Here is a 16,463-nt window from a genome sequence, read left to right as displayed (position 1 = left end):
CGTTATTTACGCACCACCACCAGCTTCTGGTTCACAAACTCTTTGATCCCCAGATCCGACAGCTCGCGTCCATAACCGGAGCGCTTCACGCCGCCGAACGGCAGCTCTGGCGCGGTATCGGTGAGCCAGTTGATGTACACCATCCCGGTCTCAATCCGCGACGCCATTTTCTTCGCGCGCTCGATATCCTGACTGAATACCGCCCCACCCAGGCCATAGTGTGAATCGTTCGCCAGGGCGACGGCCTCGTCGTCGTTTTTCACCACATACATCTGGGCCACCGGACCGAAGAACTCCTCGAAATACGCCGGGTTGTCGCGAGAGATATTCGTCAGAATCGTCGGCTCGAAGAAGCTGCCGTCACGCTGAACAGGTTTACCGCCATAGTGCAGCGTCGCACCGTTTTTCACCGCCTCGTTAACCTGTTTGGTCAGCGTTTCCAGCGCATCTTTAGACGACAGCGGTCCCAGCGTGGTGCTTTCGTCCAGCGGATCGCCGATTTTCACCTGCTTAAACGCCTCGGTGAATTTAGTCAGGAAGGCATCCGCAATCTTTTCATGCAGGATAAAGCGCTTCGCCGCGGTACAGACCTGCCCGGCGTTGTTGAGGCGCGCACTGACCCCCGTCTTCACCGCTTTTTCGAGGTCGGCGTCATCCAGCACCACGAAGACGTCGTTACCGCCCAATTCCAGCGTGGATTTCTTGATGTGCTTCGCCGCCTGTGCGGCCACGACGCTACCGGCTTTTTCGGAACCGGTCAGCGCGGCACCCTGGACGCGATCGTCAGCGATGATGTTCGCCACCTGATCGGACGAGATAAACAGGTTGGTCCACGCCCCTTCCGGCGCACCCGCCTCGCGTACCAGATGGGCAAAGGTCTCAGCGCAGTGCGGTACAATGCTGGCGTGTTTGGCGATGACCGGGTTCCCCGCCGCCAGGTTCGGCGCCAGAACGCGCATCAGCTGGTAGTACGGGAAGTTCCACGGCTCAACGGCCATCAGTACGCCGATGGGGTGATGCTCCACCCACGCTTCCCCAAGTTCAGAGGGATACTTCACCGGCGCCAGGAACTGCTTCGCGTTGTCGGCGTAGTAGCGGGCGATTTGTGCGCACAGCTTCACCTCGCCGCGGCTCTGCTCAATGAGCTTACCCATCTCCTGACTGGCAATTTTCGCCAGATCGTCCACGCGCTCGTCGATCAGGTCGGCAAGCTTATGCAACACCGGGAGACGCTGGTTGATGTCGCCTTTCGCCCAGTCAGAATGGTAAAGCGCATCAGCCGCCTTCAGGGCCGCTTCAATATCCGCGTCGGTATGTGAGGGGTATTCTTTGATGAGCTGGTTAGTGGCAGGATTTACTGTCTGATAAGCCATATCGAATCTCCATGTTTTACCGCTTAGGGTATTAAGGGTAGTCAACATGACTGGCTCTGGACGTAAAGTTGGGTATATCCGGACGGTTCCTAATGAAGCGCTGCCAGACGGTTCCCTGACGTGGTATAAAAAACGTCCAGAAGGAGTTCCCATGACCGATACCCGACACATCCTCCAGACTTTTCACCGCGCCTCAGGCCTTGAGCTCCGCAGCACATGGCAGAGCACGCAAGCCTACAAACGTCATTGTCATCCTCAACTCTCTCTTGGCGCGATTGTGGAAGGCCAGACCTGCTGCGTGTGCCATGACAGGGAGTACATCCTTCATCCCGGGGATCTGATTGTGATCCCGGCTTATGCGCCGCACAGCTGCAACCCCATCGCCGGGCAAGCGCGCAGCTACCATATGCTCTATATCGACACCGATCGTCCTCTGGCGCTCCAGGTGATCCGTAACGCTACGTTCTTCAACCACTTCCTTGATATTGTTGAGACAATGTCGCCTGCATCCGTGGACAGGCTGCTTTCTGTCCTTCCCCACCGTGCGGATAACCCTGATGCGCTGCGTTCAACCAGCCAGCATATTCAGCAGGCACTTCTTGCCGATCTGGCTGCACCGCCTTCGCTTGATGAACTTGCTCAACGCTTCTCGCTACGCAAGGAGACGCTGATTCGTACCTTCCGGCAGGACACCGGGCTGACGCCAGCCAGCTTCCTTAATATCTCCCGCGTGGAATACGCCAAAGCACGGCTGCGCGCCGGGGATGATATTGCCGACGTGAGCTACCAGAGTGGGTTTGCCGATCAGAGCCATTTCCATAAGACCTTCGTTCGCTATAGCGCCGCTACGCCGCGCCAGTACGCCACAGGACGATCAATATCAGACAATAATCAGGATACGTAACACCGTAAGGTGATCTCAGTTAGGGCTATGAGGTCACTATGGAACTGTTCTTCCCTTCCGCTTTTCTCGCCCTGGCGCTGGCGCATTTTGTTGCGCTGTTAAGCCCGGGTCCGGATTTCTTCTTGCTTGTGGGCTACGCGGCGCGCTACCGACTGCGCGGCAGCGCCGGGCTGTGCCTCGGCATCGCCGCGGGTAATGCGCTCTATATTGTTCTGGTGATTGTCGGCTGGAGCGCCCTGCGCCAGTTTACGTGGCTGTTTACGCTAATCGAACTGTCCGGGGCGCTGTACCTGCTGTGGATTGGCTCGCACCTGGTGCGCAGCCGACCGCAGACGCTGGCGCTGAATGAAACTCATCAGCGGCTTCCCGCATTGCGTAAGCAAATCCTGCTGGGGCTCGGCTCGGCACTGCTTAATCCGAAGAACGCGCTGTTCTATCTGGCGCTGATGACGGCGTTACTGGGGCCAGACGTCACGCTACTTCAGCAGGCAACCTGCGGCGTCTGGATGGTGATGGTGGTGCTGGTGTGGGATCTGGCGCTGGTATCGCTAATGGGGTTGCGAGCGGTGCAACAGAAGCTCAGCCGTGCGCTCGGGTGGATTGAACGCACGGCGGGAATGGTGCTGATGGGGTTTGGTGGGTGGGTGCTGTGGCGATTTTTGCATTTTCTTCCCGTCTCCCTCTATCCTTAACCCATGGAAAAAATAGCTGAACTCAAACGCGCTAAGCTTCTCGCGCTGTCGCTGCTGCTGATTGCCGCCGCGGCGTTTATCTTCACCCTGTTCCTGCCGCAGACTTTCTGGGTGCGCGGGGTAAAGGCGATTGCCGAGGCGGCGATGGTCGGCGCACTGGCGGACTGGTTCGCCGTCGTTGCGCTGTTTCGCCGGGTCCCCATTCCGTTTATCGCGCGCCATACGGCGATTATCCCGCGCAATAAAGACCGTATCGGCGACAATCTTGGCCAGTTTGTGCAGGAGAAGTTTCTGGACACCCAGTCCCTGGTAGCGTTAATCCGCCGCTATGAACCCGCGCACATGATCGGTGCCTGGTTCAGCAAGCCTGACAACGCCCAGCGCGTCGGGCTGCATCTGATGCAGGTGATGAGCGGATTCCTTGAGTTGACCGACGACGGGCGCATTCAGCGGATGCTCAAACGCGCGGTGCATAAGGCCATCGATAAGGTCGATTTCACCGAAACCAGCGCCGTGATGCTGGAGAGCATGACCAAAAACAACCGCCACCAGGTGCTGCTCGATGCCATCATCAACCGCCTGATTACCTTGATTCAGCGCGACAGCACGCGGGAATTTATCTCTGACCAGATCGTCCACTGGCTGAAGACCGAGCATCCCCGCAAAGCGATGGTATTGCCCACCGAGTGGCTGGGCGATCAGAGTGCAGAGATGGTATCGAATGCGGTGAACACGTTGCTGGACGATATCAGCCACGACCGCACGCACCAGATCCGTCAGGCGTTCGACCGGGCCACGCTGAAGCTTATCGACAACCTGAAAAACGATCCGGAAATGGCGGCGAAAGCCGACAACATCAAGCATTACCTGAAAAATGACGAGGCGTTTAACCGCTATCTGGGGGAAATGTGGGCCGATCTGCGCCAGTGGCTTAAGGCGGATATGCAAAGTGAAGACTCGCGCGTGAAGCAGCGCATCGCCAACGCCGGGCTGTGGTTTGGCGAAACGCTGACAAACGATGCCAGCCTGCGGGCGTCGCTGAACGAGCATCTGGAGCAGGCCGCGCATCGCGTCGCGCCGGATTTCGCCGCGTTCCTGACCCGTCACATCAGCGACACGGTGAAAAGCTGGGATGCTAAAGACATGTCCCGCCAGATCGAGCTGAATATCGGCAAAGATCTGCAGTTTATCCGCGTCAACGGTACGCTGGTGGGCGGGACGATTGGCCTGATCCTGTTTTTACTCTCGCAGCTGCCTGCCGTGCTGGGACATTAATCCGCTTTAGGCGGCGCGATGATATAGCGCGTCGCCTCGAAGCGATTCAGGATCAAATGCACCAGAAAGACCATCGTCAGCGTCGCCACCAGCGAAAACGTGACGGAGGTGATGCGATAGAGATCGCTGAACACCAGGTCGCTGTCAGGGTGCATGTTCTGCCCGAACATAATGCCGATGGTGGTAATACTGGAAAATCCTACGCCTGCGCCCACTTTCTCCATCACATGCAGACGTGCGCCAAACGCCAGCCCAAGGCCAATCAGCGGCATCATGAGCAGCATATGGCTACTGTGGTCGTAGAGGATGAGCTGGACAACCAGGATATAAAGACAGCCCAATACCACGCCGACCACGCGCCAGATGGAGCTCATCACCGCGCCACGATAGTGCATCGGGAACAGGATCAAAATCCCGGCCATCAGCGCCGAGAGGGAATCGCTTAAGTCACTGATTTGAAAAACGACGAAAATCAGCGTCGCGACGGTGCCGGAGAGCAGCGACTCATGGCGCACGCGGGCATCGTCTTTCTCAATCAATGGCGGCGGCTTGCGGGGTTCCACGTCCGGCAGGAGATAGTTCATCAGCGCGCTCAGGCACACCGCCATCACGCTCGCTTCGATGTTGGAAAACAGCAGTGTGTGCCAGTTGGTGGTGGGGTAGCTCATAAAATTGAGCATCACGCTCTGGCACACTACGCCCATCGACCCGAACAGGAACAGCGGCCCTTTGCTCATAAAGCGAAAACGCATGACGTACAGGGCAAACACCACCAGCGTCATGATGACCGGCCATTGCGACAGATAGCCGATGATAATCACCATTTCAACGCAGTTCAGCGATGCACTGAAGATAAACTGCTTCGCCACATGGCGGTTGAAGACCGGCACCAGCGAGAGCAGCATGATCGGGTAGACCACAAAAAACACGCCGTAGCTGGTGTTGTAGAAACTGGAAATGCTCAGCGCAATCATCCCTGCAAAGACGATGCGCAACGTCTGGCGAAAGTCGTTTGCCGTGTAGACGATGTTACCGTGCGGGGTAAACACCCGCGCCAGCGTATTAATAGACATAATGCAGCAGGCTCACCAGATGGATCTGCATCCCGGAGAAGAAGCGCGCAAACGGCCCTTCACTGTTATAGAGCTGGACAGTCGCCCGCGCGCCGGTCGGCAGTGGCTTCGGCAGCGCCTCGTCCAGCATGACGTGAATACGCATGCGTTGGGCGTCACGCACCCAGCGGTTCGAGGTTTCCGGCTCGGAGAGCTGGCCGTTCACCGCCTCCTGACCCGCGAGGATCCCCGCGTCGCTGCTGGTCACGTGGGCGCGGAAGACGCGTCCCGGAAAGGCGTCAAACACCACCGCGGCATCGGTGCCCTGATGGGTATGGCGCAGGCTTTTCTCGCGGAAATCGGCCACGATGTCGGTCTGGTTGTTCACCAGCGCCAGCGCCGCTGCGCCTGAGGAGGCATAAAAACCGGGGCTTAACTGCAGGTTACTGACCGTGCCGTCTGCCTGAGCATACACCTTCGTCCAGCCGAGATTCAGCTCCGCCTCATCCAGCGCGTTGCGGTATTTTTGCAGCGTGACGTTGCGGTGTTCATCCCGCTCGCCGCGCTGAATACGCAGGTTCTGGATATTGGCCTGAATGGTGCTGACGGACTGCTCGCTGCTCTGCCAGGTGGTCCGGACTTTATCCAGATCCGCCTGCGAGACGTTCTGTAACGTGCTCAGCTTCTGATAACGTTCGAAGGTCACTTTATCGTTACGCGCGGTCAGCACGGCGGTTTTCAGGCTGGCCTGCGCGGCGGCGATCTGCGCGTCCAGCTGCTGGTTGGAAAGACGAGCCTGCTCCAGCGCGATTTGCGCCGCTTCCACTTTATTGCGAAACGGCGTGTCGTCGAGTTCAAACAGCAGATCGCCCCGCTTCACCTGGCTGTTGTTGTGCACATGCACGGCCGCCACATAGCCGGAGACACGCGGAGAAACCGGCGTCACCACGCGCATCACGGTGGAGTCCGGCGTCAGCGGGATCCAGATATCCGCGACGACAAAATAGATAAACATCAGCAGGAAAGAGGCAATACTCACCCTTACCCAGCGGGCAAACTTTTGTTCAGGGGTCATTATTTTTCGGTCTTGTTGTCTTCTTCGCGGATTGTCCGCAAATTACAGGCGATTTGATTCAGGGTGGCGCTGAAGATCTCGATATGTTCCGGCGCGATATTTTGCGATACCCGCGCCTGATAGGTCTCAATCACCTGAGTAAGCCTTTTTAAAATGGCTTTTCCCTCAGGCGTCAGCGTCAGAAGCCGGATGCGCTTGTCATAAGGCGATGTGGTGCGCAGCAGGTAACCCTGTTTTTCCAGCTGTGTGAGCGTGCGCATCAGCGGCGGCAGTTCAATGCCCTGCACCTCCGCCAGCTCACTCATTGAGACGTTATCCCCAAGTTGAAAAAGCTGCATCATCACCGTCCAGCTCGACTGGGTTAACCCGGTATCGAGAATGGCATCGTCGATCACCGCACGCCACTGACGCACGATCATCGCCATCCGCATACCCATCGGCCTGCGGCTAAACAGTTCTTCTTCACTCATAGGGAGTCCCTCTCGTCACACGCAGTCAAGATAATAGTTATCAGGGTAAGTATCAAGAAACGAAGGACGAAAGCGCAGGAATTGCGAAAACGAGGCTCTCCCTCTTCCTGTGGGAGAGGGCCGCGGTGAGGGCATCAGCCCGCAGCGGAATTTAACGGCTAAAGCTAAAATGTCGGGTAATGGCACTTTTCCCCGACGCCGTCACCACTACCTCCCTGTACCCCATCACCCGCTGGATCCAGCCTTTACTCTCCAGATAAGTGAGCAGCGCCGTGCCCGCGTCTCCCCCAAGATGAAACCGTCGCTCGCTCCAGTCGAGGCAGGCGCAGCAGGCCTTGCGACGGGGATGAGCATTTAATGGAATGCCGAGTTTCAGAAACTGCTCACGGCCATACAGGGTGAGCGCGGAACCGTCAGCCTCCAGCCAGCCTTCCGCCTGCATAAAATCATAGATCTGAACCGCCACCGTTCCGGCAAGGTGGTTATAGCAGGTGCGGGCTTCACGCAGGGCTTTTGGCGCAGACGTTTCCGGCGGCGTAATGCGGCTCCAGGAGAGCCCCATCATCTGCTCGACCAGCGCCGCGACGTCGTGCCCGGCAAGGCGATAATAGCGGTGCCGCCCTTGCGATAAACACGTAATCAACTTTCCCTCCACCAGCCGGGCGAGATGCCCGCTGGCGGTCGACGGCGCAACATCTGCCGCAGTGCTGAGTTCGGTAGCGGTCCACGCCCGCCCGTCCATCAGCGCGCAGAGCATCTTCACGCGCGAGGGATCGGCCATTGCCGCCGCCACCGCCGCAATGGCCTGTTCCAGTGCTGCGCTGTTCTCAGGAGGCTGGTTCGTTTTTAACATGGGGCGCCCAGGGTTCGTTGATCTCTGCGGCCAGCTTATCATCATCCGTCAGCAGAATAAGGTGATTCGCATGGTCGCTGTACTGGGTCAGGAAAGGCACGCCGCTCGCCCTCCGTTTTCGGAACTGTATTCCCGCACGACCGGTGCCACGCGAATGCGATAGTACGCAAAAATGGATCCCCGCCTTTCGGCCTGCGCCGCCTGGTGAAAGACGTTTTGCTTCCAGCTGCGGATGGCCTCTTCATCCCGCCACCAGGAAAGGGACAGGATTTTGCCGTCGGTGGTCAAACTCTGAAAGCGTTCGATATCAATAAAACCATCAATGTCGGCCAGCAAAGGTTTGAGTTCGGCGGCGAGTTGCAGGTAGCGGGCCTGATGATGAGGCTCCGCTTTGGCTTCGAAAAGGACTGCGATCATAAGTGTCTCTCCGTTGTGATAGTGAGGAGAGAATGCAGAGAAAATTAACTTCATACTTCGGCGACTGACGAAGTGTTTTTGCCGGATGGCGCTGCGCTTATCCGGCCTACGAGCGCCTGTAGGCCCGGTAAGCGCAGCGCCACCGGGCAGGTTTTAGCCCAGGATCGACCTCGGCTCCATAAACGCCCGAATCCCCCACTCACCCATCTCGCGCCCCACGCCGGAGTGCTTAAACCCGCCAAACGGCGCTTTCGGCTCATGGGCAAGCGTATTCACCAGCACGCGCCCGGAGACAATCTGCTGCGCCACGCGGCGGGCGCGCTCCACATCCTCACCCAGCACCATCGCGCTCAGGCCGTACTCGGTATCATTGGCAATCGCGATAACCTCCGCTTCGTCCTGATAGGGAATGATGCACAGCACCGGGCCAAAAATCTCGTCGCGGGCAATCACCATGTCATTATTCACGTCAGCAAACAGCGTCGGGCGTACAAACCAGCCGTCCTGCGTGTCCGCTGGTCGCCCTTCGCCTCCTGCCAGCAGCCGTGCGCCCCCATCGAGCCCCTGACGAATATACCCCTGCACCCGCAGCCACTGCTTCTCGCTGACCATCGGGCCGACGTCCGTGGCACTGTCGCGCGGGTCACCGGATTTCACCGCCGCCACGGCCTGCGCCAGCGCGGTTTCGATTTCCGCTTTACGCGACTGCGGTACCAGAATGCGCGTTCCCGCCACGCACGCCTGCCCGCTGTTCATAAACCCGGCCTGAATCACCAGCGGGATCGCCTGCGCCAGGTCCACATCATCCAGCAGGATCGTCGGCGATTTACCGCCCAGCTCCAGCGTCACGCGCTTAAAGCTTTCCGCCGCGTTACGCAGAATGGCCTTGCCGGTATTCGTCGAGCCGGTAAACGAGATTTTCGCCACGTCCGGATGGCGGCTGATGGTGTCCCCGACGATGTCACCGCGCCCGGTGACAATGTTAAACACGCCCGGCGGCAAAGCAGCATTGCGCAACGCTTCGGTGACAATCCGGGTTTGCAGGGCGCTCATTTCGCTCGGCTTAATCACTGCCGTACAGCCTGCCGCCAGCGCGACCGCCAGCTTGCCGCAGATAAAACCCGCGTCGCTGTTCCACGGCGTGATCAGCCCGGCCACGCCAAGGGGCGTCATCTGTACCGTCGCGGCCCCCGCGGTTGTCTCGAACTCAAACGCCTCCAGCGCCTCAATGGCCTGGGCAATCACCTCGGCCGGATAGCGGGCCATCCACGCCGATCGCGAAGCAGGTGCGCCGTACTCCTCGATGACAGCGTCCAGCAGCGCGTCATGGCGAGCCGCCACGGCCGCGTGCATGCGTTTCAGCGCGGCGATGCGCGTCTGTTTCGTGGTCTGCGACCACGCAGGAAACGCTGCCTTCGCCGCCGCGATAGCGCGCCCGGCATCAACCTCATCCGCCAGACGAACCTGACCAATAACCTGCGCCGTCGCCGGGTTATACAAATCAAACCATTCGGTGCCGTGCGGGGTAACAAACTCGCCGTTAATAAAAATCTGTTCGATCTGGTGCATATAAACCTCCTCAGGCTGTGTGAGCACAGTCTGGCACGGCTTCTCCGTTGCGATAATCCACGCTATGCTGCAAGGGTTGTTTCGATTTTCAGGATAATCTATGCATCGTTCAGGTCTGACAGAGCTGGAAGTGGTGATGGCCGTGGTGCGCCGCGGCAGTTTTCGCGGCGCGGCGCAGGAGCTCGGAATGTCCGCTACGGCGGTGAGCAATGCCATCGCCGGGCTGGAGAGCCGCCTTGAGACTCGCCTCTTTAACCGCACCACCCGCAGCGTGGCGCTTACGGACGCCGGGCAGCGCTACGTGGCGCGCGTGGGGCCGGCCTTGCAGGAAATCCGCCTCGCGGGTGAGGAGATCCACAGCGACACCGGGGAACCTGCCGGAACGCTGCGTCTGAACGTGCCGAACCATATCGGCTCGCTTTTTCTCGACCAACTGCTGATCGACTTTATGATCCGCTACCCGAAAATGCGCGTGGAGATCGTCAGTGAAGCACGCATGATCGACATCGTCGCCGAGGGTTACGACGCGGGGATCCGCCTCGAAGAGTCCATCCCGCAGGACATGATCGCCGTACCGCTGACAGGGGAGATCCGCCAGCTCGTCACCGCCACGCCAGATTACTTCGCACGTCACGGCATTCCGCAAACGCCGGACGATCTGCTGCAACATCAGGGGATCGGCATGCGTATGGCTCACGGCGGGATCTACCGCTGGGAGCTGGCCCGTCGGGGGGAAACGTACGCGCTTGCCGTGCCGCCGCGCTTTGCGACGTCCGATCTTTTCGCTTCGATCCGCGCCGTAAAAGCGGGGTTAGGCGTGGGATTTTTGCCGGAACTCTATATCCAGGAAGAGCTTGAGAGCGGGGAACTGGTGAGCGTGTTAAACGACTGGACGCAGCCGTTTGCCGGGCTGCGCCTTTACTATCCTGGTCATCGCCACGTCCCGCCAGGGTTACGGGCGCTGGTGGCGATGATCCGCGAGCGCGGCATTATTCCAGGTTAGCTTTATTCAACCCGTAAGCCGCATCCAGCGAGCCTGGCGCCATGCGGGAGGTAATTCCCAGACGGTTCCAGGCGTTAATCGCCACGATGGCGAAGTTCAGCTCTGAAATCTCAACGTCCGAGAAGTGCTCCGCCACGCTGCGGTACAGGGCATCGCTCACGCCATGCACGCCAATCTGCGTCAGCGCTTCGGTAAAGGCCAGCGCGGCTTTTTCGCGGGCGCTGAACAGCGGGGATTCACGCCAGGCTGCCAGATGGTACAGGCGCAGCTCGCGTTCGCCGGCAATTTTGGCCTCTTTCGAATGCATATCCAGACAGAAGGTACAGCCGTTCAGCTGCGACACTCGAATGTCGATCAGGTGCTTCAGCGCCGGGTCGATGGAGGTTTTCGCCACCTCCATGCTCAGGGCAGACAGTGCGTTAGCGAGGGCAGGTGTAACTTTATGGTGGTTGACGCGAGTGCTCATGGTCTTTCCTCTTTTTTTGTGCGGCATCGGTGATGCGATGAGGCAAATCTACGCCGTTCATGACATAGTAAAAAGACACAAAAAGCGTGAAATGAGGTAGGACATGAAGCCGGGCTATCACGAGATCTACTCCCGCTATCGCGACAACATTACGCGCGGCGTGCTCAAGCCGGGCGACAAAGTGCCCGCCATCCGCGTGCTGGCCGAAGAGCTTAAGGTGGCGCGTAAAACGGTCGAAACGGCGTATGCCATTCTGACGGGCGAAGGGTATCTGGTTAGCCAGGGCGCGCGCGGCACGCGGGTCAACCCGGACTTACTGTTGCCGGAGCGTCCTGCCCCAACGGAACAGCCTACCGGTACGCTTCCGGCATCGCTTATCAGCCAGCGCGAGCGGGCAGGGTTTCTGCGCCCTGGCATCCCATCCCTCGACAGCTTTCCGTACAAAAAATGGCTGCTGCTGGCAGGCCAGGCGACGCGCGCCATGCGTCAGGAGGAGATGCTTAACCCGCCCGTTCTGGGCTGGTACCCGCTGCGCCAGGCCATCGCCAGCTATCTCAATATCTCGCGTGGCTTGTCCTGCACCGCCGGGCAGGTGCTCATCACCAGCGGCTACAGCGGCAGCCTGCGCCTGATCCTCGACACGCTCGCCAGCCGCAGCGACAAGGTGGTGTTCGAAGATCCGGGTTATTTTATGGGCCAGCAGCTCCTGAAGCGGATCGTGCCGCGTCTGCACACGGTGCCGGTCGATCGCTGCGGCATGGACACGGAATACCTCCTCCGCCACCATCGCGACGCCCGTTTTGCCCTCGTCACCCCGTCGCACCAGAGCCCGCTGGCGGTGACGCTCTCCCTGCCGCGTAAACAGCAGCTGCTCGACTGGGCCAGCCAGAACGAGGCGTGGATCATCGAAGACGATTACGATGGCGAGTTTCACTACACCCGCAAGGTGTTGCCGTCGCTGAAAAGCCTCGACCAGCACGACCGGGTAATTTTTATGGGCACCTTCAGCAAAACCATCATGCCGTCGCTGCGCATGGGATACGTGGTGATGCCCGCCAGCACTGTCGGGGCGTTTACCGACTGCGCGGATATCACCACCAGCGGCCAGCCGGTGCTGACGCAAAAGATCCTCACCGCATTTCTCAACGAAGGCCATTTTTTCCGTCACCTGAAAAAGATGCGCGCGCTGTATCAGACCCGCCGCGACTGGATGATTGCCGCCCTGCGCGAGGTGTATGGCGATCTGTTTTTCACCGAGCAGAACGACGGCGGGATGCATATCGTGGCGTTTCTGACCAAAGGAAGTTGTGACCGCGAAGTGGCGCGCTGCTGGCAGGAACAGCAGCTGCAGGTTAACGCGCTCTCCGAATGGTACCGCGGGTCGGGAAAACGCTACGGGCTGGTGATGGGCTACAACAACGTGCGGACATACCAGGAGGCGGTGGCGTTGCTGGAAAGGCCGAAACGGCAGACGCTTGCGCTGTTGAGTTGAACATCGCCGGGTGGCGGCTGCGCCTGACCCGGCCTACGGTTTAAATGTCATTGCGGGATAAACCCACATCTTTGAGCTGCTCATCGCTCATCTGGCTCAGGATGCGGCGGGTACGGTTGATGCGATACCAGTTACGCAGCGTTTTCGCGATCCAGACAAACACGATAAACGGTCTTTTAGAACGATTCTCGAAAAATTCCATGATGCTCTCCTCACTGTGCCAGTGGGGTTATCATCCTGGAAATCCGCCTGTGCAATACAGATGCAAAAACACCTTTTGTTTACCATACAGATCCGCTAAAACGGTATCTGCATGGCATTTTTTACGGCAATCTGTACTGGTTTTACAATCTGTATGGTGAAAACAAAGGATACAGCATGACGCGCTATCAACATCTGGCCAATCTCCTGGCAGAACGCATTGAACAAGGGCTGTATCGCAGCGGCGAACGTCTGCCGTCGGTGCGCACGCTGAGCCAGGAGCACGGCGTGAGCATCAGCACCATACAGCAGGCTTATCAGATCCTTGAAAACCTCCAGCTGATCACGCCCCAGCCGCGCTCCGGCTATTTTGTTTCGCAGCGTAAAGCCCAGCCGCCCGTCCCGGCGATGACGCGCCCGGTGCAGCGCCCCGTGGACGTCACCCAGTGGGATGAGGTGATGATGCTGCTGGACGCCCGCGCTGACAAAGAGATGATCTCTTTTGGCGGCGGTTCGCCGGACATTAACCAGCCGAGCCTGAAGCCCCTGTGGCGCGAGATGAGCCGCATCGCGCAGCATAATCCGGGTGAGATGCTGAGCTATGACGTGCTCGACGGGCGCCTGGAGCTGCGCGAGCAGATCGCCCGCCTGATGCTGGACGGCGGCTCCACCGTGGCAGCGAACGAGATTGTCATCACCAACGGCTGCCACGGCGCGCTGTCGATTGCCCTGCTCTCGGTGTGTCAACCGGGGGATATCGTGGCGGTGGAGTCGCCGTCGTTTCACGGCACCATGCAGATGTTGCGCGGGTTTAGCATCAAGGCGATTGAAATTCCCACCGACCCGGAAACCGGGATCAGCATTGAGGCGCTTGAGCTGGCGCTGGAGCAGTGGCCGATCAAAGCGGTGATTCTGGTGCCCAACTGCAATAACCCGCTCGGGTTTATCATGCCGGAAGCGCGGAAAAAGCAGGTTTTAGCCCTCGCCCAGCGGCACGACATTGTGATTGTTGAAGATGATATCTACGGCGAGCTGGCGGCGGAGTACCCGCGTCCGCGAACCATTCATTCGATGGATATCGACGGCCGGGTGATCCTCTGCAGCTCGTTTACCAAAACCGTGGCACCGGGTCTGCGCGTGGGCTGGATTGTGCCGGGACGCTATTACGACCGGGTGATGCACATGAAATACGCCGCGGGCGGGTTTAACGTACCGGGCACGCAGATGGCGGTGGCGGCGTTTATTCGCGACGGCCATTACCATCGCCACGTCCGCCGTATGCGCCAGATTTATCAGCAGAATATGGAAACCTATACCTGCTGGGTACGGCAGTATTTTCCGGCAGGGATTTGCGTGACCCGCCCGCAGGGCAGCTTCCTGCTGTGGGTTGAGCTGCCGGAGAAGGTGGATATGGTGTGCGTCAGCAAGCAGCTGTGTCGGCTGAAGATCCAGGCCGCAGCCGGGTCGCTGTTTTCCGCTTCAGGGAAGTACCGCAACTGCCTGCGCATCAACGTGGCGCTGCCGCCGACGGACAAAAATCGCGAGGCATTAAAGAAGATGGGTGAAGCGATTGTGATTGCGATGGAGGAGGGCTAGTGCGGCCTGATGCCCTCACCCCGACCCTCTCCCACAGGGAGAGGGAGAAAACCGTGCCGCACTACTCGTCGAAGTACCAGTACCCCTGGTTAATCAGCCCGGTGAGCTCTTCAACAAACGCCGGGTTTTTCAGCGCATCGCCCAGCTCGGCCTGGCCGAGTTCGGTGTAGCGGCACAGCGCATCCGCGGCCTTCGCATCGACCGTCTCAAGCTGTTCGCTGTTAATGAAGAAGCTGCCGTTAATATTCAGCACGCGCAGGCCGCTCAGGCGAGACAGCGTTTCGCCGCCCTGAAGCGCATCCAGCACCTCTTCCGGCACATACGGTGGCTCGGCGGCGGCAATATCCAGCTCGTGGCGCGGCGTCGAGACAAAGCTGCCGAACCATTTCGTGAAATCATCCGGCTTGCTGATCATCTCGATCATCATCTGACGAATGCGATCGAGCTCGTACTGCTCCACGCGGCCCGGGTGTTCACGACAGGTCAGATCCGGATCGCTATAGTGCTCGCCGCCCAGATCGTTTTCCAGCGCGTAATCGGCGAAGCTGCTGATCAGATCGCGACCGTTCGGCCCGCGGAAGCCGACGGAATAGTTAAGCGCCGTTTCGTGGGTAAAGCCGTCGTGCGGGAATCCTGGTGGAATGTAGAGGATATCGCCCGGCGCAAGATCTTCGTCGATGATCGGCTCAAACGGATCGACATGCAGCAGTGCCGGATGCGGGCAGAACTGACGCATCGGCAGCTTGTCCCCCACGCGCCAGCGGCGGCTGCCCATCCCCTGAATGATAAACACATCGTACTGATCGATATGCGGACCCACGCCGCCGCCCGGCACGGAGAAGGAGATCATCAGATCGTCAAGTCGCCAGTCCGGCAGAACGCGGAACGGACGCACCAGTTCCGCCGCGGGCATATGCCAGTGGTTCACCGCCTGCGCCAGCAGCGACCAGCCCGTTTCGCCCAGATCGTCAAAGTGTTCAAACGGACCATTACTGGCCTGCCATTTGCCGTTAGCGTGGCTCACCAGACGACTGTCAACTTCCGGCTCCATCGCCAGACCTGCCAGCTCGTCCGGGGTAATCGGATCGACAAAATTCGGGAAGGCATTTTTCAGCACTACGGGTTGTTTTTGCCAGTATTTTTCGAGAAATTCCGGCCAGTTCAGGTTCAGTTGATACGCCATGGGTAGCACCAGTGAGAGGGGAAACAGGCGCGATTATAGGGGAGACGGTGGAGGGGGAACTTGTCATGGGTCAAACCAGCTCGCGTAGGTCGGGTAAGGCATTGCCGTCACCCGACGCAATACGGCGCTAAAACTTAGTCCAGCTTCAGTTCGTCATAGTGGGTAATCAGCTTGCCCACAATGCCGTAGTCCAGCGCTTCTGCCGGCGACATCCAGAAGTTACGGTCGGTGTCTTTTTTCACTTTCTCCAGCGGCTGGCCGGTGGCGTCAGCAATCAGCTTGTTCACGCGATCCAGCATGCGGATGATCTCGCGCGCTTCGATCTCAATATCCGTTGCCTGACCGCGCACGCCGCCCAGCGGCTGGTGGATCATAAAGCGGGTATTAGGCAGGGAATAACGGTGCTCTTTTTTCGCCGCCAGGAAGATGGTGATCCCCGCGCTCGCCACCCAACCGGTACCGATGACGTGCACTTCCGGACGGATGAATTTGATAAAGTCGTGGATGGTGTCACCCGCTTCCACGTGGCCGCCCTGGCTGTTGATATACAGCTTGATCGGATCGTTGCTGACGCTTTGCAGCAGGATCATCTGGGTGATCACCTTCTGCGCCAGCTCCTGGTTGATCTCCCCGGAGATCACAATCGAACGGGATTCCAGCAGTTTTTGCTGCAGAGCGCCCGCGCCGTTTGACCCTTCCGCCTTATCCTTGTCGCTTTCTTTCAGTGTGTAGAGCATTGTTGTTTCCTCAGCTTGTCGCGCTCAAAACCAGAGTGTAGCCTGTTTTACGGGGTAAAGTCCTCAGAGACAGATCGCGAGAACGATGATGAAACGTGCGCAGGC

General features: G+C 58.9%; 17 protein-coding genes and 1 pseudogene. 6 read left to right on the top strand and 12 right to left on the bottom strand.

Annotated features, from left to right (window positions below; genetic code table 11):
* Positions 1 to 2 precede the first annotated feature (2 nt).
* Entirely contained in the window at positions 3 to 1,373 is a 1,371-nt protein-coding gene (locus L3068_RS02655; RefSeq protein WP_023331941.1) for an NAD-dependent succinate-semialdehyde dehydrogenase, read from the bottom strand.
* A gap of 151 nt (positions 1,374 to 1,524) precedes the next feature.
* Between L3068_RS02655 and L3068_RS02650 the strand changes: the two genes are divergently transcribed.
* The 3 genes from L3068_RS02650 to L3068_RS02640 are packed head-to-tail and all read left to right on the top strand — an operon-like array spanning position 1,525 to position 4,244.
* The gene (locus tag L3068_RS02650) at positions 1,525 to 2,277 is read left to right on the top strand and encodes an AraC family transcriptional regulator (protein WP_117580850.1); all 753 of its coding nucleotides are present in this window, start codon (positions 1,525 to 1,527) and stop codon (positions 2,275 to 2,277) included.
* Between the two features lie 38 nt (positions 2,278 to 2,315).
* Positions 2,316 to 2,969, top strand: coding sequence for a LysE family translocator (locus tag L3068_RS02645; RefSeq protein ID WP_117580848.1), 654 nt, complete (start codon positions 2,316 to 2,318; stop codon positions 2,967 to 2,969).
* Positions 2,970 to 2,972: 3 nt separating this feature from the next.
* On the top strand, positions 2,973 to 4,244 hold the full coding sequence (locus L3068_RS02640) for a DUF445 domain-containing protein (RefSeq protein WP_032637585.1): 1,272 nt from the start codon (positions 2,973 to 2,975) through the stop codon (positions 4,242 to 4,244).
* Here L3068_RS02640 and L3068_RS02635 read toward each other — a convergent pair.
* The 7 genes and pseudogenes from L3068_RS02635 to L3068_RS02605 form a co-directional block, all read right to left on the bottom strand.
* Positions 4,241 to 5,317, bottom strand: coding sequence for a DUF2955 domain-containing protein (locus L3068_RS02635; RefSeq protein WP_014882400.1), 1,077 nt, complete (start codon positions 5,315 to 5,317; stop codon positions 4,241 to 4,243). The genes L3068_RS02640 and L3068_RS02635 overlap by 4 nt on opposite strands.
* Positions 5,307 to 6,374: an HlyD family secretion protein gene (locus L3068_RS02630; RefSeq protein WP_087529102.1), complete on the bottom strand. Its 1,068-nt coding sequence runs from the start codon at positions 6,372 to 6,374 to the stop codon at positions 5,307 to 5,309. Before L3068_RS02630 ends, L3068_RS02635 begins: the two co-directional genes overlap by 11 nt.
* Complete coding sequence (locus L3068_RS02625) at positions 6,371 to 6,841, bottom strand: MarR family winged helix-turn-helix transcriptional regulator (RefSeq protein WP_014882398.1); 471 nt, start codon at positions 6,839 to 6,841, stop codon at positions 6,371 to 6,373. Before L3068_RS02625 ends, L3068_RS02630 begins: the two co-directional genes overlap by 4 nt.
* 151 nt (positions 6,842 to 6,992) lie before the next feature.
* Entirely contained in the window at positions 6,993 to 7,694 is a 702-nt protein-coding gene (locus tag L3068_RS02620) for an ArsR/SmtB family transcription factor (protein ID WP_063666873.1), read from the bottom strand.
* A pseudogene (locus L3068_RS02615) lies at positions 7,669 to 7,803 on the bottom strand (amino acid-binding protein); the annotation flags it as partial. The gene L3068_RS02620 and the pseudogene L3068_RS02615, both read right to left, overlap by 26 nt.
* Positions 7,782 to 8,111 carry an antibiotic biosynthesis monooxygenase family protein gene (locus L3068_RS02610; protein ID WP_117580846.1) on the bottom strand — a complete coding sequence of 110 codons (330 nt, stop codon included), beginning with the start codon at positions 8,109 to 8,111 and terminating at the stop codon, positions 7,782 to 7,784. The gene L3068_RS02610 and the pseudogene L3068_RS02615, both read right to left, overlap by 22 nt.
* A gap of 153 nt (positions 8,112 to 8,264) precedes the next feature.
* Positions 8,265 to 9,680: an aldehyde dehydrogenase family protein gene (locus L3068_RS02605; RefSeq protein WP_117580844.1), complete on the bottom strand. Its 1,416-nt coding sequence runs from the start codon at positions 9,678 to 9,680 to the stop codon at positions 8,265 to 8,267.
* A 100-nt stretch (positions 9,681 to 9,780) separates the two neighbouring features.
* On the opposite strand from L3068_RS02605, the gene L3068_RS02600 reads away from it, so the two are divergent.
* The gene (locus L3068_RS02600; RefSeq protein WP_023338980.1) at positions 9,781 to 10,683 is read left to right on the top strand and encodes a LysR family transcriptional regulator; all 903 of its coding nucleotides are present in this window, start codon (positions 9,781 to 9,783) and stop codon (positions 10,681 to 10,683) included.
* Here L3068_RS02600 and L3068_RS02595 read toward each other — a convergent pair.
* On the bottom strand, positions 10,670 to 11,149 hold the full coding sequence (locus tag L3068_RS02595) for a carboxymuconolactone decarboxylase family protein (RefSeq protein WP_014882392.1): 480 nt from the start codon (positions 11,147 to 11,149) through the stop codon (positions 10,670 to 10,672). The two genes, L3068_RS02600 and L3068_RS02595, sit on opposite strands and share 14 nt — an antisense overlap.
* Positions 11,150 to 11,252: 103 nt before the next feature.
* Between L3068_RS02595 and pdxR the strand changes: the two genes are divergently transcribed.
* A complete protein-coding gene (gene pdxR / locus L3068_RS02590; protein WP_023331931.1) occupies positions 11,253 to 12,641 on the top strand; it encodes a MocR-like pyridoxine biosynthesis transcription factor PdxR in 1,389 nt (462 codons plus the stop codon).
* Positions 12,642 to 12,681: 40 nt separating this feature from the next.
* Here the strand turns inward: pdxR and L3068_RS02585 are convergent, their stop codons facing one another.
* A complete protein-coding gene (locus tag L3068_RS02585; protein ID WP_014882390.1) occupies positions 12,682 to 12,843 on the bottom strand; it encodes a DUF1127 domain-containing protein in 162 nt (53 codons plus the stop codon).
* Positions 12,844 to 13,019: 176 nt separating this feature from the next.
* On the opposite strand from L3068_RS02585, the gene L3068_RS02580 reads away from it, so the two are divergent.
* Positions 13,020 to 14,438, top strand: a complete 1,419-nt coding sequence (locus tag L3068_RS02580) for an aminotransferase-like domain-containing protein (protein WP_117580842.1) — start codon at positions 13,020 to 13,022, stop codon at positions 14,436 to 14,438.
* A 61-nt stretch (positions 14,439 to 14,499) separates the two neighbouring features.
* Here the strand turns inward: L3068_RS02580 and L3068_RS02575 are convergent, their stop codons facing one another.
* Both L3068_RS02575 and L3068_RS02570 read right to left on the bottom strand, forming a co-directional pair.
* The gene (locus L3068_RS02575) at positions 14,500 to 15,621 is read right to left on the bottom strand and encodes a ribosomal protein uL16 3-hydroxylase (protein ID WP_023331930.1); all 1,122 of its coding nucleotides are present in this window, start codon (positions 15,619 to 15,621) and stop codon (positions 14,500 to 14,502) included.
* A 134-nt stretch (positions 15,622 to 15,755) separates the two neighbouring features.
* A complete protein-coding gene (locus L3068_RS02570; RefSeq protein ID WP_014882387.1) occupies positions 15,756 to 16,358 on the bottom strand; it encodes an ATP-dependent Clp protease proteolytic subunit in 603 nt (200 codons plus the stop codon).
* Positions 16,359 to 16,463 lie beyond the last annotated feature (105 nt).

It is taken from the genome of Enterobacter cloacae complex sp. ECL414 (genome assembly GCF_021869685.1).
Taxonomy (GTDB): Bacteria; Pseudomonadota; Gammaproteobacteria; order Enterobacterales; family Enterobacteriaceae; genus Enterobacter; species Enterobacter kobei.
Note: the sequence above shows the minus strand (reverse complement) of the source record. Positions and strands in the feature narration are given on the sequence as shown.